This window comes from Rhizobium sp. USDA 4016 (assembly GCF_056279705.1).
The window spans coordinates 2811090-2834603 of sequence record NZ_JBWCCY010000004.1 but is presented as its reverse complement, the minus strand read 5'-3'; the positions used below and the strand labels follow the sequence as shown (position 1 = coordinate 2834603).

At 61.9% G+C, this 23514-nt stretch carries 22 protein-coding genes and 2 pseudogenes; 14 read left to right on the top strand and 10 right to left on the bottom strand.

What is annotated here, in order from left to right; translation table 11 throughout:
• Positions 1–66 precede the first annotated feature (66 nt).
• The 3 genes and pseudogenes from ACZ9DP_RS29680 (at position 67) to ACZ9DP_RS29670 (ending at position 2195) form a co-directional block, all read left to right on the top strand.
• Positions 67–669: a superoxide dismutase gene (locus ACZ9DP_RS29680; protein WP_074067023.1), complete on the top strand. Its 603-nt coding sequence runs from the start codon at positions 67–69 to the stop codon at positions 667–669.
• 107 nt (positions 670–776) lie between these two features.
• Positions 777–1623 (top strand): annotated as a pseudogene (locus ACZ9DP_RS29675) (metallophosphoesterase).
• Positions 1624–1703: 80 nt separating this feature from the next.
• Positions 1704–2195 (top strand): anthrone oxygenase family protein, encoded by a 492-nt coding sequence (locus ACZ9DP_RS29670; protein ID WP_476204409.1) that lies wholly within the window; start codon positions 1704–1706, stop codon positions 2193–2195.
• A gap of 34 nt (positions 2196–2229) precedes the next feature.
• Here the strand turns inward: ACZ9DP_RS29670 and ACZ9DP_RS29665 are convergent, their stop codons facing one another.
• Complete coding sequence (locus ACZ9DP_RS29665) at positions 2230–2931, bottom strand: helix-turn-helix transcriptional regulator (RefSeq protein WP_074067025.1); 702 nt, start codon at positions 2929–2931, stop codon at positions 2230–2232.
• Between the two features lie 128 nt (positions 2932–3059).
• Between ACZ9DP_RS29665 and ACZ9DP_RS29660 the strand changes: the two genes are divergently transcribed.
• From ACZ9DP_RS29660 to ACZ9DP_RS29645, 4 genes and pseudogenes are all read left to right on the top strand, one after another.
• Positions 3060–3698 carry a LysE family translocator gene (locus ACZ9DP_RS29660; RefSeq protein ID WP_476204408.1) on the top strand — a complete coding sequence of 213 codons (639 nt, stop codon included), beginning with the start codon at positions 3060–3062 and terminating at the stop codon, positions 3696–3698.
• A gap of 313 nt (positions 3699–4011) precedes the next feature.
• Complete coding sequence (locus tag ACZ9DP_RS29655; protein ID WP_476204407.1) at positions 4012–4458, top strand: c-type cytochrome; 447 nt, start codon at positions 4012–4014, stop codon at positions 4456–4458.
• Between the two features lie 102 nt (positions 4459–4560).
• Positions 4561–5475, top strand: coding sequence for a cytochrome c (locus ACZ9DP_RS29650; protein WP_194729229.1), 915 nt, complete (start codon positions 4561–4563; stop codon positions 5473–5475).
• A 245-nt stretch (positions 5476–5720) separates the two neighbouring features.
• Positions 5721–5885 (top strand): annotated as a pseudogene (locus tag ACZ9DP_RS29645) (toxin-antitoxin system HicB family antitoxin); the annotation flags it as partial.
• Between the two features lie 35 nt (positions 5886–5920).
• On the opposite strand, the gene ACZ9DP_RS29640 reads toward ACZ9DP_RS29645, so the two are convergent.
• Positions 5921–6499: a type 1 glutamine amidotransferase family protein gene (locus ACZ9DP_RS29640; RefSeq protein WP_194729230.1), complete on the bottom strand. Its 579-nt coding sequence runs from the start codon at positions 6497–6499 to the stop codon at positions 5921–5923.
• Between the two features lie 34 nt (positions 6500–6533).
• Complete coding sequence (locus ACZ9DP_RS29635) at positions 6534–7028, bottom strand: N-acetyltransferase family protein (protein ID WP_476204406.1); 495 nt, start codon at positions 7026–7028, stop codon at positions 6534–6536.
• Between the two features lie 299 nt (positions 7029–7327).
• Here ACZ9DP_RS29635 and ACZ9DP_RS29630 point away from each other — a divergent pair, with 299 nt between their 5' ends.
• The 4 genes from ACZ9DP_RS29630 (at position 7328) to bla (ending at position 11868) form a co-directional block, all read left to right on the top strand.
• The gene (locus tag ACZ9DP_RS29630; protein WP_476204405.1) at positions 7328–9157 is read left to right on the top strand and encodes a phospholipase D-like domain-containing protein; all 1830 of its coding nucleotides are present in this window, start codon (positions 7328–7330) and stop codon (positions 9155–9157) included.
• A gap of 486 nt (positions 9158–9643) precedes the next feature.
• Positions 9644–9916 (top strand): Ni(II)/Co(II)-sensing transcriptional repressor DmeR, encoded by a 273-nt coding sequence (gene dmeR, locus ACZ9DP_RS29625; protein ID WP_074067034.1) that lies wholly within the window; start codon positions 9644–9646, stop codon positions 9914–9916.
• Between the two features lie 20 nt (positions 9917–9936).
• On the top strand, positions 9937–10899 hold the full coding sequence (gene dmeF / locus ACZ9DP_RS29620) for a CDF family Co(II)/Ni(II) efflux transporter DmeF (RefSeq protein ID WP_476204404.1): 963 nt from the start codon (positions 9937–9939) through the stop codon (positions 10897–10899).
• A gap of 78 nt (positions 10900–10977) precedes the next feature.
• On the top strand, positions 10978–11868 hold the full coding sequence (bla, locus tag ACZ9DP_RS29615) for a class A beta-lactamase (protein WP_476204403.1): 891 nt from the start codon (positions 10978–10980) through the stop codon (positions 11866–11868).
• A gap of 199 nt (positions 11869–12067) precedes the next feature.
• On the opposite strand, the gene ACZ9DP_RS29610 is transcribed toward bla, so the two are convergent.
• The gene (locus ACZ9DP_RS29610; RefSeq protein WP_476204402.1) at positions 12068–12229 is read right to left on the bottom strand and encodes a hypothetical protein; all 162 of its coding nucleotides are present in this window, start codon (positions 12227–12229) and stop codon (positions 12068–12070) included.
• A gap of 314 nt (positions 12230–12543) precedes the next feature.
• Complete coding sequence (locus ACZ9DP_RS29605; protein WP_476204401.1) at positions 12544–14883, bottom strand: glucose/quinate/shikimate family membrane-bound PQQ-dependent dehydrogenase; 2340 nt, start codon at positions 14881–14883, stop codon at positions 12544–12546.
• Between the two features lie 479 nt (positions 14884–15362).
• Between ACZ9DP_RS29605 and ACZ9DP_RS29600 the strand changes: the two genes are divergently transcribed.
• Positions 15363–15866 carry a GNAT family N-acetyltransferase gene (locus tag ACZ9DP_RS29600; RefSeq protein ID WP_283071168.1) on the top strand — a complete coding sequence of 168 codons (504 nt, stop codon included), beginning with the start codon at positions 15363–15365 and terminating at the stop codon, positions 15864–15866.
• A 22-nt stretch (positions 15867–15888) separates the two neighbouring features.
• On the opposite strand, the gene ACZ9DP_RS29595 is transcribed toward ACZ9DP_RS29600, so the two are convergent.
• From ACZ9DP_RS29595 to ACZ9DP_RS29585, 3 genes are all read right to left on the bottom strand, one after another.
• Positions 15889–17391 carry a protein adenylyltransferase SelO gene (locus ACZ9DP_RS29595; RefSeq protein ID WP_476204400.1) on the bottom strand — a complete coding sequence of 501 codons (1503 nt, stop codon included), beginning with the start codon at positions 17389–17391 and terminating at the stop codon, positions 15889–15891.
• Positions 17392–17460: 69 nt separating this feature from the next.
• Positions 17461–17703 carry a hypothetical protein gene (locus ACZ9DP_RS29590; protein ID WP_239594950.1) on the bottom strand — a complete coding sequence of 81 codons (243 nt, stop codon included), beginning with the start codon at positions 17701–17703 and terminating at the stop codon, positions 17461–17463.
• Positions 17704–17712: 9 nt separating this feature from the next.
• Complete coding sequence (locus tag ACZ9DP_RS29585) at positions 17713–18669, bottom strand: homocysteine S-methyltransferase family protein (RefSeq protein WP_239594948.1); 957 nt, start codon at positions 18667–18669, stop codon at positions 17713–17715.
• Between the two features lie 209 nt (positions 18670–18878).
• Here ACZ9DP_RS29585 and ACZ9DP_RS29580 point away from each other — a divergent pair, with 209 nt between their 5' ends.
• Positions 18879–19508: a TetR/AcrR family transcriptional regulator gene (locus ACZ9DP_RS29580; RefSeq protein ID WP_194729240.1), complete on the top strand. Its 630-nt coding sequence runs from the start codon at positions 18879–18881 to the stop codon at positions 19506–19508.
• Positions 19509–19908: 400 nt separating this feature from the next.
• Here the strand turns inward: ACZ9DP_RS29580 and ACZ9DP_RS29575 are convergent, their stop codons facing one another.
• A complete protein-coding gene (locus ACZ9DP_RS29575) occupies positions 19909–20433 on the bottom strand; it encodes a DUF1697 domain-containing protein (protein ID WP_476205500.1) in 525 nt (174 codons plus the stop codon).
• 206 nt (positions 20434–20639) lie between these two features.
• Entirely contained in the window at positions 20640–22748 is a 2109-nt protein-coding gene (locus ACZ9DP_RS29570; RefSeq protein WP_476204398.1) for a S9 family peptidase, read from the bottom strand.
• A 245-nt stretch (positions 22749–22993) separates the two neighbouring features.
• Here ACZ9DP_RS29570 and ACZ9DP_RS29565 point away from each other — a divergent pair, with 245 nt between their 5' ends.
• Positions 22994–23383 carry a DUF930 domain-containing protein gene (locus tag ACZ9DP_RS29565; RefSeq protein ID WP_476204397.1) on the top strand — a complete coding sequence of 130 codons (390 nt, stop codon included), beginning with the start codon at positions 22994–22996 and terminating at the stop codon, positions 23381–23383.
• Positions 23384–23514 lie beyond the last annotated feature (131 nt).

The following is a 23514-nucleotide window of genomic DNA, read 5'->3' as shown; positions in this document are numbered from 1 at the left end:
CGTTTCCGCTCCTATGTTCCGCCTCACCTGCCGATCCCGCAATCTTTTGCCAAGAGGAGATCTACAATGGCTTTCGAATTGCCCGCACTCCCGTACGACTACGAAGCTCTCGCACCTTTCATGTCGAAGGAGACGCTGGAGTTCCACCACGACAAGCACCACAAGGCTTACGTCGACAACGGCAACAAGCTGGCGGCTGAAGCGGGCCTGGCCGATCTCTCGCTCGAAGAGGTCGTGAAGAAGTCCTTCGGCACCAATGCCGGCCTCTTCAACAACGCGGCCCAGCACTACAACCACGTCCATTTCTGGAAGTGGATGAAGAAGGGCGGCGGCGGCAACAAGCTGCCGGGCAAGCTGGAAGCGGCGTTCAGCTCCGACCTAGGCGGCTATGACAAGTTCAAGGCCGATTTCGCCAATGCCGGCGCCACGCAGTTCGGCTCGGGCTGGGCCTGGGTTTCCGTCAAGAACGGCAAGCTCGAAATCTCCAAGACCCCGAACGGTGAAAACCCGCTCGTGCACGGCGCCACCCCGATCCTCGGCGTCGATGTCTGGGAGCATTCCTACTACATCGACTACCGCAACGCCCGCCCGAAGTACCTGGAAGCCTTCATCGACAGCCTGATCAACTGGGACTACGTCCTGGAGCGCTACGAAGCCGCCACTAAGTAAGCGGTCTATTGCGTTGAAATCCAGCACCCGGCGCCTTGAAACGCCGGGTGTTTTCGTTTCCGCGCCCTGTCACGGCCCTGTCATCCGACGCTCCTAAAGCAACCGCCATGCCTTCCTCGGACACTCTCCTATTCCGCTTCGGCATCATTGCCGACCCGCAATATGCAGCGATCGCGCCGAATGCCGCGATGGACCGCTATTATGCCAACAGCCTCGCGAAGCTCGCCGAAGCGATCGAGGTTTTCAACGGCGAGGAGCTGAGCTTCGTGATGACGCTCGGCGATCTCATCGACGGGATTTGGGAGAGCTTCGACGATATCCTGCCGGTCTACGAAAAGCTCCGCCACGAAAACCTCTTCCTGCTCGGCAATCACGATTTCGCGGTCCCGGCGGAGCATCTTGCCTCTGTTTCCGCGCGCGTCGGTCTGCCGTCGCCCTATTACGCCTTCTCGTGCCGTGGCTGGCGTTTCGTCGTTTTGAACGGCAACGAAGTCAGCACGTCCGCGCCGCCGGAAGGACATCCATACCGCGAACTCGCAGCCGAGCGTCTGGCGGCGCTGGCGGCAACGGGCGCGATCAACGCCCATCGCTGGAATGCATCACTGAGCGACGAGCAGTTCGCATGGCTTGCGGCCCAACTGGATGCGGCAGAAGCCGCCCGCGAGCGTGTGATCGTGATGAACCACTATCCCGTCTATCCGCCGAACGAGCACGACATGTGGGATCGGGAACGCATCATCGATCTCATCTCCGGCCATGACACCGCCGTTGCCTATTTCTGCGGCCACAACCACGTCGGCAACTACGGCAAGACCGGCGGCTGCCACTTCGTCAATTTCAAGGGCATGGTCGACACCGAAACGGAAAACACCTTCGCCATCGTCGAGGTCTTCGAAGGCCGCCTCGAAATCCGCGGTTTCGGCCGCGAGGGAAAGCCGCACGCTGGCGCTGTAGAGCCGCCATCGTTATCCCCCGGATGGAACCGATGCTGCTCCTGAAAAGTTAGGTATGAGACCCTTCAGGAGGCCATACAGATGTTCCAGGCTCTTGAAATACTGACTGTTCTCATCGTCGCCGTCGCGATGGCACTGGCCCTTGCCCATGCGCTTGAGCTGCCGGGCAAGATGCGGCTGTCGAAGGAGCAGTACCTTGCCGTGCAGCCCATCTATTATCCCGGCTTTACCTTCGGCGGCGTCGCCGAGCCGCTCGGCCTGATCATGATCCTGGCGCTGATCGTGCTGACGCCGCCCTTCAGCGGCACCTATTGGCTGACCGCCGGCGCTTTCGTAGCGCTGCTCGCCATGCATGCGATCTATTGGATCGTGACGCATCCGGTAAACAATTTCTGGCTTAAGGAAAATCAGCCGGAAGGAGCCGGGAAACGCTTTTTCAGCTTCAGGTCCCATGGGGACGCCGAAGCGCCGGACTGGACCGTCCTGCGCGACCGCTGGGAGCGCTCCCACCTTCTGCGCGCCGTCTTCGGCCTGGTCAGCCTGATCCTGCTCGTCGCCGCCGTCGCCGCCTGACACATCGCCGGGCAGAGCCCTGCCGTGTTCAGCGTTAGGATGAGACGGCAAGCGGTCTTTCCGCCCAGCCGTTCATCCATTCTTCGCGCAACCCGTCGCCTTCGCCCCGGAAGAAGGCGCCGGCCGCTTCGCAATGCTCGACGCGGTCGCTGCGGAAATTGCGGATGGCCTGGCGCAGTTCGCACCAGCCGACGATATTGGCGTAGTGTGAATAGTAGATCAGCGCGATCGGGCGGATGGTGCGCTCGGTGGCGCGTCCCAGTTCGTCGCGGTAGTTAAGCGCCAGCTTCTGCTCGTCGCGGATCGCCCGGCGCACCATGCCGAGATCAAAGCCCGCAGGCGGCTGCGCGACGGTGCCCCAGGCAAAGAGCGCCTTGTTCTCCATCGCCTGGCGCAGCGGTACCGGCACCGCGCCTGCGATCTTCTGGTTCACCCGCTTTGCCGCCTGCTTCAGCTCCGCGTCGCCGGTGCGCTCCAAAAGCGCCAGCGACAACACGATCGCCTCCAACTCCTCGATAGAAAACATCAGCGGCGGCAGGTCGAAGCCGGGGCGCATGATATAGCCGATGCCGCGCCCGCCCTCGATCGGTACGTGCATCGCCTGCAGTGCGGCGATATCGCGATAGATGGAGCGCACCGTCACTTCCAGCGCGTCCGCCATCGCCTGCGCCGTCACCGGTTTCTTTGCCAACCGCAGGATCTGGATGATCTCGAAAAGGCGTGACGCCTTGCGCATTTTGCCGGTTTCCTCCAAGGCTCCTGACAATACACTGTCAGTTGGGCTTTGGTATAGCACTGCCTATCGAATTGAAATCAAAGGCGGTCCGCCAAAATGGCCGCCCGGCTCGAAGGCAGACAACTGACATGACTTATACGGAAAACCTCTGGCTCTACTTCACCCTTCTCTTCGGCATCATCATCGTGCCGGGCATGGACATGCTCTTCGTGCTCGCCAATTCCCTGACCGGCGGCAGGAGCCGCGGTATGGCGGCAACGGCAGGCATCATGGCGGGCGGCGCGGTGCATTCGCTCTATGGCGCAATCGGCGTTGGCATCCTCGCGAGCCTGCTTCCTTCGCTCTTCAACCCGCTGCTTTTCCTGGGCGCTGCCTACATGATCTGGATCGGCTTCACGCTGGTCCGCAGCTCGATCACGGTGGATACGGTCGGCGAGGGGAGCCTGCGCTCCGGCTGGCGCGCCTTCCGGCAGGGCGCGATCACCTGCCTCATCAATCCGAAGGCCTACCTCTTCATGCTCGCCGTCTATCCGCAGTTCCTCAAACCCGTCTACGGGCCGATCTGGCTGCAGGGCCTTATCATGGGCGCCATGACGCTCGCGACCCAATTCGCGATCTACGGCGCAGTGGCGCTCACCGCCTCGCGAAGCCGAACGCTGCTGATCTCCAATCCCGGCGCTACCATCATCGTCGGCCGCGCCGCCGGAGCACTGCTGATCGCCGTCTCGCTGCTGACTGCCTGGCATGGCTGGAAGGCGGTGGCATAGTGCGAGGAGCAGATAGGTAGCGAGACTTTGCCGAGCGCATCTTATTCTTGTGCCTGTCACGGAAATCCAGCCACGGCGCGGACGCGCCGTGAATGACCCCTCCTTCTTAAAACGAGTCTCCCGCGCCATGGACATGGTGCTGCTGGAACCCTGCGACAGGCACAGGGATGAGGATTGCGGGTGCATTACCATTTTGAATTCCTTGTCATATCACCCACTTGTTACTTCGCGCCCCGTATAAATTTGCCATCATGCGGCCGCGAATATCAGGCGCCGGGCTCGGAGAGACCTCGGTATCGAGAGGAGTGGACATATGAATTTCAAAACAGTTGCGGCGGCTGTGCTCGTTGCCGGCATGGGGGTGACGGCGGTCTTCGCGCAGCAGGAGGGCACGCATGAAGCGCGCGAAGCGCTGATGAAGAAGGTCGGCGGCTCGGCCGGCGCCATGACGGCAATCGCCAAGGGCGAGAAGCCCTATGATGCCGAGGTGGTGAAGGCAGCGCTGACGACGATCTCTCAAACCGCCAAGGTCTTCCCCGACCAGTTCAAGCCGGGCACGGAAACCGGCGACAAGGCGGCGAGCCCGAAGATCTGGGAAAACATGGATGACTTCAAGGCGCGCGCCGCAAAGCTGAGTAGCGACGCCGAGAAGATCCTCGCGCAGCTTCCGGCCGACGCTGCCGGTGTCGGCGGCGCGTTGAAAACGCTCGGTGCCAATTGCGGCGGCTGTCATGAGAATTACCGCATAAAGACGGATTAAGCGCTCGCCGTCCCCATCCGAATCCATCGGTTCGCGCCTGCCTTGCCGGAGGTGTGGACCGGTTTATCTTAGACCGTTGCAGTCGCTGAAAAGGGGAGCGGCATGGTCCGCAGGTTCATCCGGTTTGTGCTCTGTCTTGTCGGCATTGTCGCCCTCGGCGGTGCGGCCTTTTATTTCGTCACCGCGCCGAACCCGCTGCCGGAAAGCCATTGGGCCAATCTCGGCACGCCGGATGTGACGAACGGCGAAACGGTGTTCTGGGCGGGCGGCTGCGTCGGCTGTCATGCCGCTCCCGGTTCCGAAGGCGATGCCAAGCTCACGCTATCCGGCGGTCTTGCGCTGAAGAGCCCCTTCGGCACTTTCCATGTTCCGAATATCTCGCCGGACGAGAAGGCGGGCATCGGCTCCTGGACGCTCGCCGAATTCGGCAATGCCATGAAGCGCGGCATCACCCCCGGCGGCCAGCACCTCTACCCGTCCTTCCCCTATGGCTCCTATGCGCGCATGAGCGACAAGGACGTCAACGATCTTTTCGGCTACATCAAGACGTTGCCCAAGAGCGGCAATGTCGCGCCGCCGCACCAACTGCCGTTCCCCTATGATATCCGGCTCGCACTTGGCGGCTGGAAGCTCCTCTATTTCAACGACGCGCCCCGTATCGTGCTCGCCAACGCCGACGACAAGCTGAAGCGCGGCCGGTATCTCGTCGAGGGCCCGGGCCATTGCGGCGAATGCCATACGCCGCGTGACGCGCTCGGCGGCTTCGAGCCCGATATGTGGCTCGCAGGCGCTCCGAATCCGGAAGGCCGTGGTCGTATCCCGAACATCACCCCGGGCTCCAAGGACATCAGTTCCTGGAGCGAGGCCGATATCACCAACTACCTCGAAACCGGCTTTACCCCGGACTTCGACACCGCCGGCGGCTCGATGGCCGAGGTCCAGAGGAGTCTCGCGCATCTGCCGAAAAGCGATCTCGAGGCGATCGCCGCGTATTTGAAGGCGGTGCCGAGCCGATGATGCTTGTAAAATGTGATAGCATCTCGTCATGCCAGTATGAACGATCGGCAGCGCAAGACCGTGGAAGCGATCTTTCGTGACCTGGTACCTGGCACGATCGCGCCTTGGCCGATGCCGAGAGCCTGCCTATCGCAGTCGGATGCGTGGTCATCGAAGGCAACGGTTCGCGCGCGTCCGCTTCGAGAAAGACGGTCAGTTGATCCGGCGAAGGAGGCGAAGCGCGATCAGATCAAGGACGCACGCCGGCCGTCAACGACTCTATCGAAACCTGCCGCAAGCTGGGCAGGAAACCGCATAAGTCATATTCCGGCAAAACGATGTTCCGCGTCGATCCCGAGATCCATGCCCGCGCGGCCACGGCCGCGGAGCTTGCCGGCAAGAGCCTCAACCAATGGGCGGAAGTGATACTGTCGAGAGAGCGGCCGGAAAGCCGGCCGCCTGAGCCTCACGCAGCCTTCGGCTGGTGCTCTGCGCCAAACATCAAAAGATACTGGTCGAGATCCTCGTTGCGGAAGTCGAGCGCCCGGTAGATTTCGGCGGCAAAGGTGGTCGGGGCGGAACCGGGGGCGGTGACCAGCATCCCGTCGCGCACCGCCGCCGGCGCGTCCTTGTAATGCGCATGCCCGGAATAGCCGGGCAGGTCGGCGATGAAACGCAAGGCATTGCTGGTATGCGCCGCATTGTTCAGCGCGCCCGCCTTGGCAAGCGCCAGCGTTGCGCCGCAGATCCCCGCAACCAGTTTGCCGCGGGCCATGAAATCGGCGATGACGGGCTTTAGATCCGGCGCCTTCTCGGTCTCCCAGATCATGCCGCCGCAAAGCACCAGACCGTCGAACGCCTCCGCCCGCAGTGCTTCGGCCGCCGTATCGGGCGTGACGCGCAGGCCGCCCATGGACCGCACCTCAGCGCCACCGGGCGCCGCCGTCACCACGTCGAAGCCGAATTCGGTGCGGGCGGAAGCCGTCAGCTGCCCGACCTCCCAGTCCGCGAAAGCCTCCGTCAGAACCACAGCAAGCCGTGTCATTTGTCTCTCCCTCGTCCGTTGGAGCGGCAGGCGCTCAAGCCAGCGCCTGCATATAGCGCATGCCGGTGACCGGGCGAGGGGTGAAGTCCATATGCTGATAGAAACGGTGTGCCTGGATGTTTCCGGTCGCCGCACTCACCGAAAGGTAATCGCAGCCGGCATTCCTCGCGGTTTCGCGGGCGCGGTTGACGAGGTGCTGGCCGATGCCGTGGCCGCGATGGCCGTCGCGCACGAAAAGGTGGTGCAGGTCCATGCCACGCTTGCCTTCCTGCGCCCTGTAGAGCGGCACCAGGATGGCGTAACCGATCAGCCCGTCGCCGGTTTCGGCCACTAGCGCCGTGATCCATGGAACCGGGCCGAAAAGGTCGCGTTCCAACTGCTCGGGCGTGGCGATCGCCGCATCGCCGTGATGGGCGGCAAGCAGGGCGATCATCTCGTTGAGTGCCGGCAGGTCCCGCGGTTTTGCCGTGCGGATCGTCACCACTGGGGGGCGGATCAATGAAATTTCGCTGTCTTCGATTGCAATCATGGCCTTCGCGTCCTTGTTTGGTATTCTGCCGTCAGGACGCTGCCGATTACAACAAAGCCGCCTGACGGCGGCATTGTTGACAATATGATCTGTCCGGCCGCCCTTTACAGGTACAGCCAAAAATACGTGCTGGTGATGTGCGCGTTGTTGATCATGCGCGATAGATTCTCCAGAACGCGCGATTTGTCAATGGGGCGTCATCATCCGTGGATACTATCTGTTAAGTTGCGTAGTGTGGCGCTGCAGCCTTATGTAGAAAATCCCATAATTCCAGACGAACGCTTTTACGGAGGGGCATCATGCGTTTCGTTTCCAAGGAAGTTGAAGGATATCGCATTTTCGCGGTCACGGGTGTCAACACCGTCTCGTTTGCCGTCGACTACCAAAATGCCGATACGAAAGGCCTGCTCGGTTTCGCGGTCGAGCGTTACGACCCCACGGAAAACCAGCGCTATTTCGTCTATGGCATGAAGGTCTTCGCAAGCGTCATCCCGCAGCCGGACGAGAAAACGGTCGTTACGACCTACGATCACCCGGTGCAAAGTTTCGTCTGGGACGACTTCACGGCAAAGCCGGACCGCCGATACGAATATTTCTTCTATCCGCTGAAAGGCAAGCCGAAGAACATCGACCGCAGCGCGCCGCCGGTGAAGATCGTGGTCAGGACTGAGCCGCTCTTTACGGAGCTTGAGCACGATATCTTCTTCAACCGCGGCGTTGCCAGCAGCCAGGCCTATCAACGCCGCTTCGGCAACGAAAAGCCTGACGATCTGCAGCCGGCAGAGAAGCGTCTTGAAGCGTTGCAATGGCTGAGCCGCGACCTCGACGAGGCGCTTTTCAGGTTCATCGATCAGGCGCAGGCCGGCGACACGCTCCTCGGATGCTTCTACGAATTCCGCTATCTGCCGGTCGCCGAGCGCCTGAAGGCCGCCATCGATCGCGGCGTCAGGGTAAAGCTCATCCTCGACGCGAAGATCAACGAACACACCGACGGCAAGGGCAAATTCCATCCGAGCTTTCCGCGCGAGGACAACAAGGCTATGGTCAAAGACGCCGGGCTTCCGGTGACGGCGATTGCCCGCTGGCGGGAAAACAATCCGAACAATATCCAGCACAACAAGTTCCTGGTCCTGCTGAAAGGTGCTGCGCAGAAGCCGGCGGAAGTCTGGACAGGATCGACCAACATGTCGCCGGGCGGCATCCACGGGCAGACGAATGTCGGCCATTGGGTGCGCAATGCGGATGTTGCTGCGGCCTTTGAGGCTTACTGGAAGACGCTTGAAAACGATCCGGGCGCAGTTGAGGGAGAAACGAGAGCCGTATCCGATGCCAAGCGAAAGGCCTATCGCGACGCCGTGATGGGGCTGGCGCCGATTCCGGCGGACTGGGAGAATATTGCGAAAGGCGTATCGAGCGTCTTCAGTCCGCGGTCAGGAAGCAAGGTGCTCGACATGTATGTCGACGCGCTCGATTCCTCCACCGATTACGGCGGCATCACACTTGCGTTCGGCATCGGCAAGAAATTCAAGACGGCGCTGGTCGACAACACGGAAGCCGAGATGCCGCAGCGCCCCGTGATCTTCCTGCTCTTGGAAAAGCAGGACAAGCCCAATCCCCGTGCCAGCGATCCCTTCGTGCCGCTGAATGCGAAACACAACGTCTACCAGGCCTGGGGATCGTTCCTGCGCGATCCGGTCTACCAGTGGACGCGGGAAACCAATGCCAGGGCGCTCGGGCTCAACCAGCATGTGGCTTACGTCCACTCGAAATTTCTGCTGAAGGACCCGCTCGGCGCCGACCCGATCGTCGTGTCCGGTTCGGCAAATTTTTCAGAAGCTTCGACCAACGACAACGACGAGAATATGCTGCTGATCCGCGGCAGCGAACGCGTGGCCGACATCTACTTCACCGAGTTCAACCGGCTCTTCAACCACTATTATTTCCGCTCGATCCAGGAGGTCATGGCCGGCCGGAGCGATGGCCAAGCGAATGCCTCGGCCGATACCAGTGCAAGCCTCTTCCTGGACGAGAGCGAGACCCAGGAGTGGCTGAAGAAATACAAGCCCGGCACGCTGCGCTGGAAGCGCGTGCAGGTGTTCACCAAGATGGCGGGTGCAAAGACGTTGTAGCGTTCCGGAACGGACAAAACATTCTATGCGATGCTTTGCAGCCCAAGCGGCGGGCTCATCAAGCCGGTGGATGGGGGACGCAAGGAAAACCGCACCCCATGACCGCCCTCGTCTTTCGAGGCTGCGCCCTGCGGGCTTGCATCTCAGGATAAGGGCTGATCGCCGGCGCCCGCGGCACGGCCCTCATCCTGAGGTGCCCGAAGGCGAAGCCGCAGGGCCTCGGAGGATCACCTCCTCGCACGCCGCCTTGGCGGTATGGATCCGCTGAATGCGTGCCTTTTGCCACCAGCGCCCATCCCATACTCTCCTCATTCCTGTTCCTGCAGCAAGGACAGGAATGAGGGCGGGAAGGATGGGGAAGCGCCAGTCAGCAACGCGGTCTTTGCCGTTCCGCCCGTCGAACATCACATGGAAAGCCAAAGATACGCTTCCCTTTCGCGGTTGCCGCATATACTATAGACCCCTATACTAAAATGGTAGCACCCCTTGTCGCACACCACCCGTCAGAAGAAAAAGCTCATCGCCCGCGTCAGCCGCCTCAAGGGCCAGCTGGAAGCCGTCGAGCGCGCTCTGGAGGCCGAGCGCCCCTGTGGTGACATCCTGCAGCTGCTGGCCTCGATCCGCGGCGCGCTGAACGGGCTGACCGGCGAGGTGCTGGAGGATCAGCTACACGAGCACGTGCTGCATGCGGCCGACGAGAAGGCCCGCGCCGAGGCGGTCGAGGAAATTTCGCAAGTGCTGCGGACCTACATCCGCTGAAGAGATCGAAGGAGCGCGCGATGAGCACACAAACGCTAGAACACGACCATGTCTTCCTGGGTGCTGGCCACGAGCGCAACGAGCGCCGCGTCTGGTTCGTGATCGCGCTGACGGCGGTGATGATGGTCGTGGAAATCGGCGCCGGCAAAATATTCGGCTCCATGGCGCTCGTCGCCGACGGCTGGCACATGTCGACGCATGCCAGTGCGCTTCTGATCTCAGCCGTTGCCTATCTCTATGCCCGCAAGCAGGCCCGCAATCCGCGCTTTACCTTCGGCACCGGCAAGCTAGGCGATCTGGCGGGTTTCGCAAGCGCCATCATTCTTGCCATGATCGCGCTGCTGATGGCCTGGGAGAGCGTCTTGCGCATCGCCAATCCGGTACCCATCAGCTTCACCCAGGCGATCGGCGTTGCCGTCATCGGCCTTGCCGTCAATCTCGTCAGCGCCTGGCTGTTGAAGGATAGCGGCCATCACCACGGGCACGGTCCCCATCATCACCACGGCGATCATGCGCATCACGATCACGGCGACCGTCCCCACCACGGCGGGACCATCGACAACAACATGCGCGCCGCCTACACCCATGTTCTCGCCGATGCGCTGACCTCGGTGCTCGCGATTGCGGCCCTTTCCTTCGGCAGCCTTTACGGCTGGCTCTGGCTCGATCCGCTGATGGGCATCGTCGGCGGCCTCATCATCGCGCAATGGTCCTGGGGCCTGATGAAGTCCTCCGGCCGCGTGCTGCTCGATGCGATCGCGGACGGCGAGGAGCTGCCAGGCGAAATCCGCAAGGTGATCGAAACCGGCAGCGACCGCATCACGGACCTGCATGTCTGGCAGCTCGGCCCCGGCCATCACGCCGCGATCGTCGCCGTCGCGACGTCCGAGCCGCGCGAGCCTGCTTTCTACAAGGCGAAGCTCGAAAGCCTGGACGAGCTCTCGCACGTGACCGTCGAGGTCACGCAATTGCAGGCGGCCTGACGATGCCGCAAAGGCGACGACAAGGCGCCACAATCGCGGCCTAGCTCTTTGGCTTGTTGATTCAGCCGGAGTGATTTCATGAATGACTTTTCAATCCATCGCCGCACGATCTTGAAGACCGCGATGCTCTTTCCCGCACTTTCCCTTGCCTCGTTCGCCCGCGCCTCCGAAACCGATGACGACATTGAGCGCCGGTTGGCGGAGCTTGAAAACCGCACCGGCGGCAGGCTGGGCGTTTCCGTCATCGACACCGAAACAAAGGTCACGCTCGGCTATCGCGAAACCGAACGCTTCCCCATGTGCAGCACCTTCAAGGTGCTCGCCTCGGCCATGGTGCTTTCGCGCGTCGACAAGGGCGAGGAGAATCTCGAGCGCCGCGTGATCTATGACCAGGACAAGCTCGTCTCCTATTCGCCGGAAACGGAAAAACACGTCGGCGGGGAGGGGATGAGCGTCGGCGACCTTTGCAAGGCGGCAATTACGCTGAGCGACAATACCGCCGGCAACCTGTTGCTTGAAAGCGTCGGGGGCCCGAAGGCGCTCACCAAATGGCTTCGCTCGATCGGCGACCGCGCGACCCGCCTCGATCGCTGGGAGACGGCGCTGAACGAAGGCAAGAAAGGCGATCCGCGCGACACGACGACCCCGGACGCGATGCTCGACACGCTCGGCAACCTCGCGCTCGGCTCGGTGCTGTCCGAGCCCTCACGCGAAAAGCTGATCGAATGGATGCTGGCGAACACCACCGGCGATGCACGTCTTCGCGCCGGTCTGCCGGGAGCCTGGAAGGTGGGCGACAAGACCGGCACTGGCGACAATGGCACCGCTGCAGACATCGCCATCATCTGGCCGAAGGGCCGCGGCCCGATCCTCGTGACGGCCTATATCGCCGAGGCGACGGCGCCGGTGAAGGAGTTGAACCTCGTCTTTGCCGAAGTCGCGAAGATCGTCGCGGGCATGGCGCGATAATCAGCAAATTCAAAAGCATGCGGCGGAGATATGAATCTCCCCCGCATCGTCTTGAATCATTTTGCGAACTTAGGCGGTCTGTTCGCCTTGGGTGTCGGCCGCCTGAGACCCGGAAGCGGTGCCCTCGGTATCGTCTCGGTGATGCCGGGAAGCTCGTTTGATTGCCTCGGCAATCTGCTTTTCGCTTGCGTCGCGTTCCTCATTGTGTGGCGGCAAGGTCATCCTCGCGTATACCGGGTTCCTTGAAAACGCGCTTGCGGATAATCGCGTCCGGCGTCTTGCTGGCATAGTCGTTCAACCCGTCCACCAACTCGGCATGGTGTTTCTTGGGCGGCGAGATCGGCTTCGGTTTCCTCGGCAATCGTCGTGTCTCCCGGCGGGCTGCATCGCCCACATGGCGCTGGAAATGGAAGGCCCTGTATAGCTCAGCTGCAGTCAACCGCCGCTCTCGCTTGGCGCGCTGCTCTCCGGCGAGGTTATTGGGACTGAAAAGGCTTCAAATGTTTCCCGCGATCTCCATGAAAAGACTCACTTAAAGATTGCAGGCAGACCATGGGCGGCAATACATGCGCAAGGCTTTTGCTTCCATTTCAGGTCGTACTTGAGGAGGCGGCGTTTAAAACTTGCGGCTTGAAGTGGAGGCCGCATTATAGCGGCGCCCAACCCCGGTAACGCCTACGGCAGCGTATAAGCGATCACGTAATCGCCGGGCTTCGTCCCCACCGACCCATGCCCGCCGGCAACCATGACGACATATTGCTTGTTGTCGCTGGCCGTATAGGTCATCGGCGTTGCCTGACCGCCGGCTGGGAGACGCGCTTGCCAGAGCTGGTTGCCGTTGGTGGCGTCGTAGGCGCGCAGGTAGTTGTCGACGGCAGCGCCGAGGAAGGCGAGGCCGCCCTTGGTGAGTATCGGCCCGCCGATACCCGGCACGCCGATCTTGAAGGGTAGCGGCAGCGGCGTCATGTCATGCACGGTGCCGTTCTTGTGCATATAGGCGATCTTGCCGGTCCGGAGATCGACGCCCGCGACATAGCCCCATGGCGGCGCCTGGCAGGGGATTTGGAGCGGGCCGAGGAGCGGTCCCATGAACACGCCGTAGGGCGCCCCGTCATTGCGGTTCAGGCCCTGCTCGCTGCCCTTTTCGTCCTGTCCGCGCGGGGGAATCTCGGCGGCCGGAACGAGCCTCGAGGTGAAGGCGAGATAAGTCGGCATGCCGAACATGATCTGCCGCTCCGGATCGACCGCGACGCTGCCCCAGTTGAAGGTGCCGAAATTGCCCGGATAGACGATCGTTCCCTCCACCGAAGGTGGCGTATAGCGGCCCTCGTATTTGTAGCGGTGAAAGGCGATGCGACAGGCGAGCTGATCGATGAGCGTGATCCCCCACATGTCCTTTTCCTTCAGCGGATCGGGCGAGAAGCTGAGGTCGGAGATCGGCTGCGTGGGCGCCGTATGGTCCTCGGGGATCGCGCCGCCCGGCGCCGGGATTTCCTTGAAGGGAATGATCGCCTCGCCGTTGCGCCGGTCGAGCACGTAGATGTCGCCCTGCTTCGTCGGGGCGACGAGAGCCGGAACGACGCTGCCGTCCGGCTTCGTCATGTCGAAGAGCACGGGCTGCGCCGGCACGTCCATATCCCAGAGGTCGTGGTGGACGAACTGCTGCACCCATTTCAGCTGGCCCGTATTGATGTCGAGCGCCACGACGGAGGAGGAGAACTTTTCGACATTGGCGCTACGGTTCATGCCGAGCTGGTCCGGCACCTGGTTGCCGAGCGGGATATAGACGGAGCCAAGCCCTTCATCGACACTGAAGACGGACCAGCTGTTCGGCGAGTTGGTGACGTAGGTCTGGCCTTCGGGCAGGGGTGCGGTCTGATCCGGATTGCCGGAATCCCAGTTCCAGAGAAGCGCGCCGGTGTTGATGTCGAAGGCGCGGATGACGCCGGATTGCTCCTGGGTCGAATAGTTGTCGTTGACGGCCCCGCCGATGATAAGCTTGCCGGCGACCGCGACCGGCGGCGAGGTGGAGTAATAATAGCCGGCCGGGTTGTATTTCATGCCGGTCTCCAGATGCAGCACGCCCTTGTCGGCAAAGCTTTCGCAGATTTTGCCGTCGGCTGCATCGAGCGCGATCAGCCGCGCATCGGACGTCGGAAGATAGACCCGTGCGGCGCAGGGCTGGCCGGCCGCGACGGCCGGATCGGCATAGTATGTCACGCCGCGGCAGGTCTGGTGCTGCCGGTCCGGGTTCATGCCGGAATTGGCGTCGTATTTCCATTTCTCCTTCCCGGTCTTGGCGTCGAGCGCGATCGCCCAGTTGTGCGGTGTGCAGAGATAGAGCGTGTCGGCGACTTTGAGCGGCGTCACCTGATAGGTCGTCTCGCCGATATCGTCAGGCCGCTTTACGTCGCCGGTCTGGTACTCCCAGGCGACCTTCAATTCCTTCACATTGTCCTTGTTGATCTGGTCGAGCGGCGAATACCGCTGGCCGAAAGGCGTGCGGCCATATTGATGCCACTCGCCGTCCGGCACATTGCCGCCGAAGGGCGGCGCGGCCGCCACGACCTCGTTGGGAAGATCGCCGGCAAGATCATGCGGATCGGTCGTCATCGAATAACCGGCAACGAGAATGGCGATGATCACCGGCACGGCGAGCGGCCAGGGATTGGCAGGGTAGGGAAGGCCGCTTGGGCTCGAAAACCCGAGCGGCCTTCGGATCCACGGCGTCAATAGCCAAAGCCCGAGCAGAATGATCAAGCCGCCGCGCGGCCCGAGCTGCCACCAGTCGAACCCGGCTTCCCACACCGCCCAGATGAGCGCCACGGCAACCAGCACCGCATAGACCCAGAGCGCCATGGCCTTGCGCATGAAAAGCAGCGCTGCGGTGATGAGAAACATCAACCCTGCAAACAAATAGAAGACGCTGCCGCCGAGCGTCACGAGCCACAGTCCGCCGCCGCTAAGAACCAGTCCGATGACAAGAAAAAGGATGGAAGTAATGACGATCGCCATAAAGCCGGTCTCCCGCTAAGGTGAGCTGGGCATGGTGGGATGGGGACAATTCCGCCGAATCAGCGACTTAGGGCGAAGGGGCTGTCGTTCAATGGTCACATTTGGCGCAGGGAGGCATGGATGGACGGCGGTATCGCCTCGCATGCAACGCTCCTCGTAGTCCCCGATTCCCTTCGTCCTCCATCATCCCTTTGCTTGTCAGGAAGATCTAAGAGATCCAGCAGCGCCATGTCCCTGGCGCCTGAGACTCCTTCTTGTGAGCTGGTCATGTCACGGCGCAGACGCGCTGTGGCTGGATTCTTGTGACAAGCATAGAAATGAGAAAAAGTGAGGAACACTCACGTTTTTCGAAAAGCGCCTGTAGTACCCGCTCCTTGGCCTCTGTGAAGCTGAAGCAATCGCAAAACCCCGGCTTCCCGCTCGCAAGAAACACGCAGCCGTGGTATGCAACCGCATCATCGGATACAGGGGATTATGCGATGATTTCTGTTTCCAGGGCGATTGGTGCGGCGGATTTTGAGATCGCCGCGGGATTCTGCGATGCGCTCGCGGCCTGGGATGCGGCCGAGGTGCAGGCCTATGGCGTCGCTGCGGAAGAAGTGCTGGCCATTTACCACGGCGAAACGAGCAGCAGCCTGGCCGCCAAATACAGTTCGGCGGACGCCATGATGTTCATCGCCAGATGGGAGGGCTCGCCCGCGGGATGCCTGGCCTTTGCTCCATTCGATGACGTAACCATGGAGATTCGCAAGTTCTACGTCGATCCCGAATTCCGCGGCAAGGGCGTCGGCAGTGCGCTGATGCGAGTGGTCCTGGCTGAAGTCGAAAAAGGCGATCGCCGCGCAATCGTGGCTCACACGACGGTTTATATGGAGAACGCGATCTCGGTCTACGAAGCCTTCGACTTCACGCGCTGCCCGCCGTTCCGCCAGATGCCGGACAGCATCGCGCATACCGAAGTCTTCATGTCGCGGCCGATCTGAACAGGCGCCGCGCAGAGACATTTCACGTCCCGCAAAACGTCTTTAGCACCCGCTCTTCCGGCTTCGGCGGCTCCATGTAGGCTGCAAACATCGGCTGGTCGTCGTAGGGCTTGGAAAGAACCGTCAGCAGCGCCTCGAAGAGCGAGAAGTCGCCGTCCTCGGTCGCGGCAACGATCGCCTGCTCGATGCGGTGATTGCGCGGGATGAAGGCCGGGTTGACCTTGCGCATCGCCTCGGCGCGTTCGGCCGGTGATTGCAGATCGCGCGACAGCCGCTCGCGCCAGCGTGCCAGCCATTCGCCGCAGGCCTCCGGCTCGCGGAAGCTCGCGGTAAAGGCTGCCACCGCCGCATCGTCGCCGGCAGGCGCGCAAAGCCGCCGGAAGGCCAGCGTGAAATCCGCCTTTCCGTCCTGCATCAGCGCCAGCAGCGACTGGATCAGGTCCAGATCGCCGTCCTCTTCCGAGACGAGCCCAATCTTGCGGCGCATGCCGGAAAGCCAATGTGCCTGGAACCGCTTGCCATAGTCCGTAATGACGTCGTTGGCGCGCTCGACGGCCTTGTCCTGATCCGAATCGATCAGCGGCAGCAGCGTCTCGCCGAGGCGCGCAAGGTTCCACTGGCCGATGCCGGGCTGGTTGGCATAGGCATAGCGACCGTGATGGTCGATCGAGGAGAAGACGGTTGCCGGATCATATGCATCCATAAAGGCGCACGGCCCGAAGTCGATCGTCTCGCCGGAGACCGACATGTTGTCGGTATTCATCACGCCGTGGATGAAGCCGACATGCAACCAGCGGGCGATCAGCGCCGCCTGCCGCTCGCAGACCGCTTGGTAGAGCGCAAGATATGGGTTTTCGGCGGCCTTCAGCTCTGGATAGTGTCGTTCGATCACATAGTCGGCGAGCGCCTTGATGCCTTCGGCATCGCCGCGGGCCGCGAAGAACTGGAAGGTGCCGACGCGGATATGGCTTCCCGCAACGCGGGTGAAGACCGCACCCGGCAGCACCTCTTCGCGATAGACGGGCTGGCCGGTGGAAACTGCGGCGAGCGCCCGTGTCGCCGGGATACCGAGGGCATACATCGCCTCGCTGACGATATATTCGCGAAGCACCGGCCCGAGTGCTGCACGCCCGTCGCCGCGGCGTGAGAACGGTGTCTGTCCCGCGCCCTTCAACTGGATGTCCTGCCGCTTGCCGTTCCGGTCGATCACCTCGCCGAGCAGGATCGCGCGGCCGTCGCCGAGCAGCGGCACGAAGCCGCCGAACTGGTGCCCGGCATAGGCCATGGCCAGCGGTTCGGCGCCTTCCGGCAGGAGATTGCCGGAAAAGATCGCGGCACCCTCGCGCCTCAGCAAATCCACATCGAGGCCGAGTTGGGCGGCGAGTTCCTCGTTCAGCTTGATCAGCCAGGGCTCCGCCGCCTGCGACGGCTCCTGCCGCGCAAAGAAGTGCTGCGGCAACCGGGCATAGCTGTTGTCGAACGGAAAGGCGCACACAGGCGCAGCTTTTTCAAGAACAGAGGTCATAGGCCATAGGTAGGGCCGCGCCGCTGCGCATGCAAGCCGCACGGCAGCGGACACATCTGCCACCATCGGTCACTGAGCATGCACCGGCCCTGGTTTGTCGGTTCCGGTTGGCTGATCGGCGACATGCGCATGATACCCGTTCGGACCGATGCCGATGTCCCGCAACAGGTGACCGTCGAGGCCCTCAAAGGGTATCAGCCCAGCATCGAACAGCTCGAAAACTTCGTGCTGATGCTTGTGTTTGTGGCTGAAAGCATAGCGCACTGCTTGTTGGATCAGGTGGCTCGGCCGCCATTGTTGGATCGTAACCATCATTACACCTCATGCACTCACTGCCTGCGGCGGTAGGCAGGCTTCGCAGATTGCCGTGACATGCCGGTGATCGGTGCCGCAGCAGCCGCCCAGCACGCGCAGCTGCGGCATGCTGGACAATAGCCTCCGGTAGCGGTTGCCGAAATCGATCGGATCGCCGGCGTCCAGCGTCTCGCTATCGTCGAGCTCGGCATGGCTCATCATCGAGGCATTGGCGCGGATGCCGCAAATACGCTTCACCCAGCCGCTATCATCATCGAGTGCGGCCTCGAAATGCGTCGGGTGCGCGCAGTTGATCATGTAATAGGCTGGCGCGCCGCCGGTCGCCGTATCCGTCGTTTCGATCGCATCCTGGATGCTGCGCCCGGTCACGAGCCTGCCGTCCGTTTCCACGGTAAAGGAGATCGCCGACGGCATGCCATGGGCCTTGGCGGCGCGGGCAACCCCGATCGCCTCGTCGATATTGGTGAGCGTGAAGGCCGTCACCATGTCCGCCTCCGTCCCGGCGAAAGCTGCGATCTGCTCGCCGTGGTAGTCCTCGGCTTCCGAAGCGTTCATCGCGCCCGCTTTGTAGCCGTCGCCGCGCGGGCCGATTGCGCCGCTGATGACGATCGGCATCTGCGGCCGCTCGTATTCGCCCCTCAGCCCGGCGAGCAATTCGACGGCATCCTCGTTTGCAGCCTTCAGCGCTTGCGGCGAATAGCCAAGCTTGTTGCCCCAGTCGGCGTTGGCGCGCCAGGTCGCCGTGTCGAGCACGAAGCCGGTGCCGTGCTGCCGCGCGATATCGAGATAGCGCCGGTAGTATTCCTTCAGCTTTCGCCGTCCTTCCGGCGAGGCGAGAAGGACGAAGGAAGCGAAATGCGGAAGCTCCATGCCCTCGTGGAAGATCAGCGTGGTTTCCATGCCGCCGTCGGTGATGAATGTGCCGCCGCTTAACTGCGGCAGTCTGTCTCTGTATCTGCTCATCGGTAGCTCCGCCCCTCGTTTGACCGGTCGGATCGATCGGCCATGTGAGATTTCTCCCCCTTTAGAGCCTGCTAAACTAGCCGGCTTGCGGTATACTGGTGGCGATTTCCAAAGTTGCCGTTTGAAATCAATCGGTTGGGAGGATGAGGCGGCATGGGTGATGCGTTGGGCCGCGATGAAAAACTGTACCGGCGGTACAGGAGGGGCTGATGCGCAAGGGCGAGGAAACGAGAACCCGCATTCTCGATGTGGCGGAGGCGGCCGTACTCCAGAAGGGTTTCGGCGGCACCTCCATCGAGGAGCTGATTGCCGAGACCGGCATCACCAAGAGCGGATTTTTCTATCATTTCAAGGATAAGAACGAACTCGCGAAAGCACTGCTCAACCGCTACATCGAAAACGACGAGCGGATCTACGACGAGATCTTCAGCCGCGCCCGCGACCTAGTGGACGATCCGCTGCAATCCTTCCTGCTCGGCCTCAAGCTTCTGTCCGAACTGCTCTCCGATCTGCCGAACGGCCATCCCGGCTGCCTCGTCGCCACCGTCTGCTACTACGAACGGCTCTTCGACCGCGAGATACGGGAGATGAACAGGAACGCGGTACTCGCCTGGCGCCACCGCTTCCGCGGCATGTTCGAAGAGATCATGGCCGTCTACACGCCGCGCGAGCCGGTGCATATCGACCACCTCGCCGACATGGTCTCCTCCGTCCTGGAAGGCGGCATCGTGCTGTCGAGGGCCCTCAAGGAACCGAACATGCTTGCCGAGCAGATCCTGATGCTCAGGACCTTCGTCAAGCTGCTGTTCCAGCCTTCCGTGGAGGTCTCGAGGGCGTAGGCTTAGCGCGAGAGGCGGCGGATGCGGCCATGGCGTGGGGCTATGCGGCGCAGAAAGTCTCGGCGTCTCCACTCTCTCCCTCATCTGTGTGCTTGTCACAGAGATCCAGCCACGGCGCTTCCGCGCCGTGAATGACGTCTTGTTTGAATGTGTGTCTCCCGCGCTGAAGGACTTGGGCGCGCTGGATTCCTGTGACAGGCAGAGGAATGAGGAGAGTATGGGATGGGCGCTGGTGGCAAAAGGCACGCATTCAGCGGATCCATGCCGCCAAGACGGCGGCCCTGCAGCTTCGCCCTCGGGCACCTCAGGATGAGGGCCGTGCCGCGGGCGCCAGCGATCAGCCATTATCCTGAGATGCAAGACCGCAGGGCGCAGCCTCGAAAGACGAGGGCGGTGCGTCTTACCCGCTCTCCTCCATTGCCGCCGCCATCTCGGCGAGCTTGCGCACGGTGTTGAGGTTGCGCGACGTTCCTGCCTTCAGCGCCGGAAGCTTGAGCTTCGATTTTCCGGAGCCGATCGGATAATGCACGTAGATCTCGCGCCCGGCGACCTTCGCCTCCTCGCCGTCCGGCGCCACCATATTGTCAAGGGCACTCTTGGGGGCAGCCTCGGGCAGGAAGGTCACCAGCAGGAAATTCGGCTTGGCATCGGGAAAGGGCGCCTCGTCGACGATCTTCTGCAGTTCCTTGCGGCTGCGGATCATCACGCCCGGCTTCTTGCCGAATTTCTGGGCCAGGGCCTCGTCCAGCCGCCTCTCGACCGTCGCCTCGGTCTCGTCCGAGCGGAAAAGCACATTGCCGCTCTGAATGTAGGTCTCGACGTTCGTAAAGCTCAGCCGCTCGCAGATCGCCTTGAGCTCCGCCATCGGCAGAGCGCCCGTTCCGCCGACATTCACGGCTCGAAGCAGCGCGACATAGACCGGTATGGGTTTGCTCCTTTCACGATTCTGGTATCCGGGACAGGCGCCAACCCCAGCGACGCTCATTCCTGTGCTCGTCACAGGAGTCCAGCGCACCCAAGTCCTTGGGCGCAGGAACTCCATGAGAATAGTTCACTGCGCGGACGCGCCGCCGCTGGGTTCCTGTCACAAGGACAGGAATGAGGAAAGCCAATTCCCGTGCCGTCTCCCGCTCACACCTTCCCAACCACCTTGATTGCAAATGCATACTCAAACGCGATCTCCTCCAGCCGCTGGAAGCGGCCGGCGGCGCCGCCGTGGCCGGCGTCCATGTTGGTCTTGAGCAGTATCGGCGCTGCGCTTGTGGTCTTGTCACGGAGCTTGGCGACCCACTTTGCCGGCTCCCAATAGGTGACGCGCGGGTCGGTCAGGCCGCCGAGCGCCAGGATCGGCGGATAGGCCTTCTCGCTGATGTTGTCGTAGGGCGAATAGGACGCGATCTGCTCATAATCCTCGCGGCTCTCGATCGGGTTGCCCCATTCCGGCCATTCCGGCGGCGTCAGCGGCAGGCTGTCGTCGAGCATGGTGTTCAGCACATCGACGAAAGGAACGGCAGCGATGATGCCTGCGAACTTCTCCGGCGCCATGTTGGCGACGGCGCCCACCAGCATGCCGCCTGCCGATCCGCCCTCGGCGACGATCTTCGCGTAGGACGTGAACTTCTGTTGATTCAGATAGTCAGCGGCGGCGATGAAGTCCTTGAACGTATTGGTCTTGAAGGCCATCTTGCCGTTCTCGTACCAGGCAAAGCCCTTGTCCTTGCCGCCGCGGATATGGGCGATGGCATAGACGAAACCGCGGTCTGCGAGCGACAGGCAGTTGGTGTTGAAACCGGCCGGAATGCTGATGCCGTAGGCGCCGTAGCCATAGAGCAGGCAGGGCGCCGAGCCGTCGAGCGGCGTATCCTTGCGGTAGAGCAGGGTGACCGGCACCTGCTCACCGTCCCATGCCGGCGCGAAGACGCGCCGCGTGACGTAGTCGTCCGGATTGTGGCCCGAGGGCACCTCCTGTGTCTTCAACAGCGTCCGCTCGCGCGTCGTCATGTTGTAGTCGTAGAGCTGCGAGGGCGTCGTCATAGACGAATAGGAGAAGCGGATAACGTCGGTGTCGTATTCCGCAGCGCCTTGCAACCCGAGCGAATAGGCTTCCTCGGCAAAGGCGATCGCATGTTCCTCGCCGGTCTTGCGATCGCGGATGATAATCTGCGGCAGACCGTCCTTGCGCTCCAGCCACAGCAGGTGGCGGGCATAGGCCATGTGGTTGATGATCAGCGTTCCGGGCTTGTGCGGTACGACCTCGCGCCAGCTCTCCTTGGCGGGATTGTCAACCGGCGCTTCCATGATCTTGAAATCCTTGGCGCCGCCGTCATTGGTGAGGATGTAGAAGACGTCGCCGCCTTCCGTCAGCGTATATTCGATGCCTTCCTGGCGCTTGGCGACGAGCTTCGGCTCGGCCGTCAGATCCTTGGTCGAGAGCAGCCGGTATTCGCTGGTCTCATGGTCGTGAATGTCGATGAAGATGAAATCGTCGAGCAGCGAGCCGCCGACGCTCATGAAGAAGCCGGCATCCTTTTCCTCGTAGACGAGCCGGTCCTCGCTCGGCGGCGTGCCGATGATGTGGTGGAACACCTTGGAGGGGCGGTGGTTCTCGTCGAGCGCCGAATAGAAGAAGCTCTTGCCGTCCGGCGCCCAGACCCCGCCGCCGCCGGTGTTCTCGATCACGTCGGGCATGTCTTCTCCGGTCGCAAGATCGCGCACCCTCAGCGTGAAGAATTCCGATCCCCTGTCGTCATAGCCCCAGATGGCGCGGCTGTGATCGGTCGAGTGGTCGAGGCCGGCGAGCCGAAAATAGGATCTGCCGACCGCCTCTTTGTCGCCGTTGAGCAGAACGGTGCGGATCGTCTCGTCCTTGACGTCGCCGTCGCGCGGGATCCGGAAATAGCGCGGCTGCTCGCCGCCGGTCACGAAGAAGGTGCCATAAGCGTGAGCGCCGTCCTTCATCGGCACCGAGCTGTCGTCCTCCTTGATGCGGCCGCGCATCTCGGCAAAAAGCGTCTTCTGCAGCGGCTTGGTATCTTCCGTTGCCGCGTTCATATAGGTGTTTTCCGCCTCCAGGTGCCTGCGGATTTCGGGGTCGAGGATCGACGGATCCTTGAACATCGCCTGCCAGTTATCGGCGCGCAGCCAGGCATAATCGTCCGACCGGGTAATGCCGTGGCGGGTATCGGAAACGGGCTTCTTGGCGGCTGAGGGCGGGGTCGGCAGGTTCTTGAAAACAGACAAGGAAGGGCTCCGGATCGGAATTGCGGGGTGGAGAAGAGATAGAGGTGGAGGCGGGCTGGATCAAGCGCCAAGGCAGGCGCGAACCCCTGCGGCAAATCGGAGCCTTCCTCACGTTGCCTTGATGTCACCACATTGTTTAACAAAGTCCGCTACCGTCGCGCGGAATGTACGCTTCGTTTTGGCTTAGGCTGAGGGCCATAGACCGGGCGGATTCTGCCATGAGCATAAAGAGGAATTTGCCCGTAATGCCGAAATGTCTGGTCCTGTCCGCGTGTCTCGTCAGCTTTGCCTCCTGCGCCTTCGCCGTCGATCCCGCCATCAAGAAGCAGCTGGAAAAACTCGATCCCGCCACCCGCCTCGAACAGAGCTGCGACACCGAAGCGATGAGCCGCATCAACAAGGACAAGACAGGCTTCAAACCCGACAAGGTGATCGCCTACACCTTCAAGGACCCGATCCCCAGCGACGACAAGCTCGAAGCCCCCGGCGCCGTCTTCCGCAGCCAGGGCGACTGGTACCACCTCTCCTACACCTGCATCACCGGCCCCCAGCACATCAACGTGCGCGAACTGCAATACGAGATCGGCGAGAAAGTGCCGCGGGAAAAGTGGAGCACATATTATTTGTATGATTGAGATGTGGCGCGGCCCTTGCCGCGGTCTTCGCCCCTTGCTTTCTCATTCCAGTGCCAGGCACAGGAATGAGTGCGCAAGGAAGGCTCCGATGCTGAAAGGATATTTGGGAGGATGAGGCGTTGAGCGGCCAG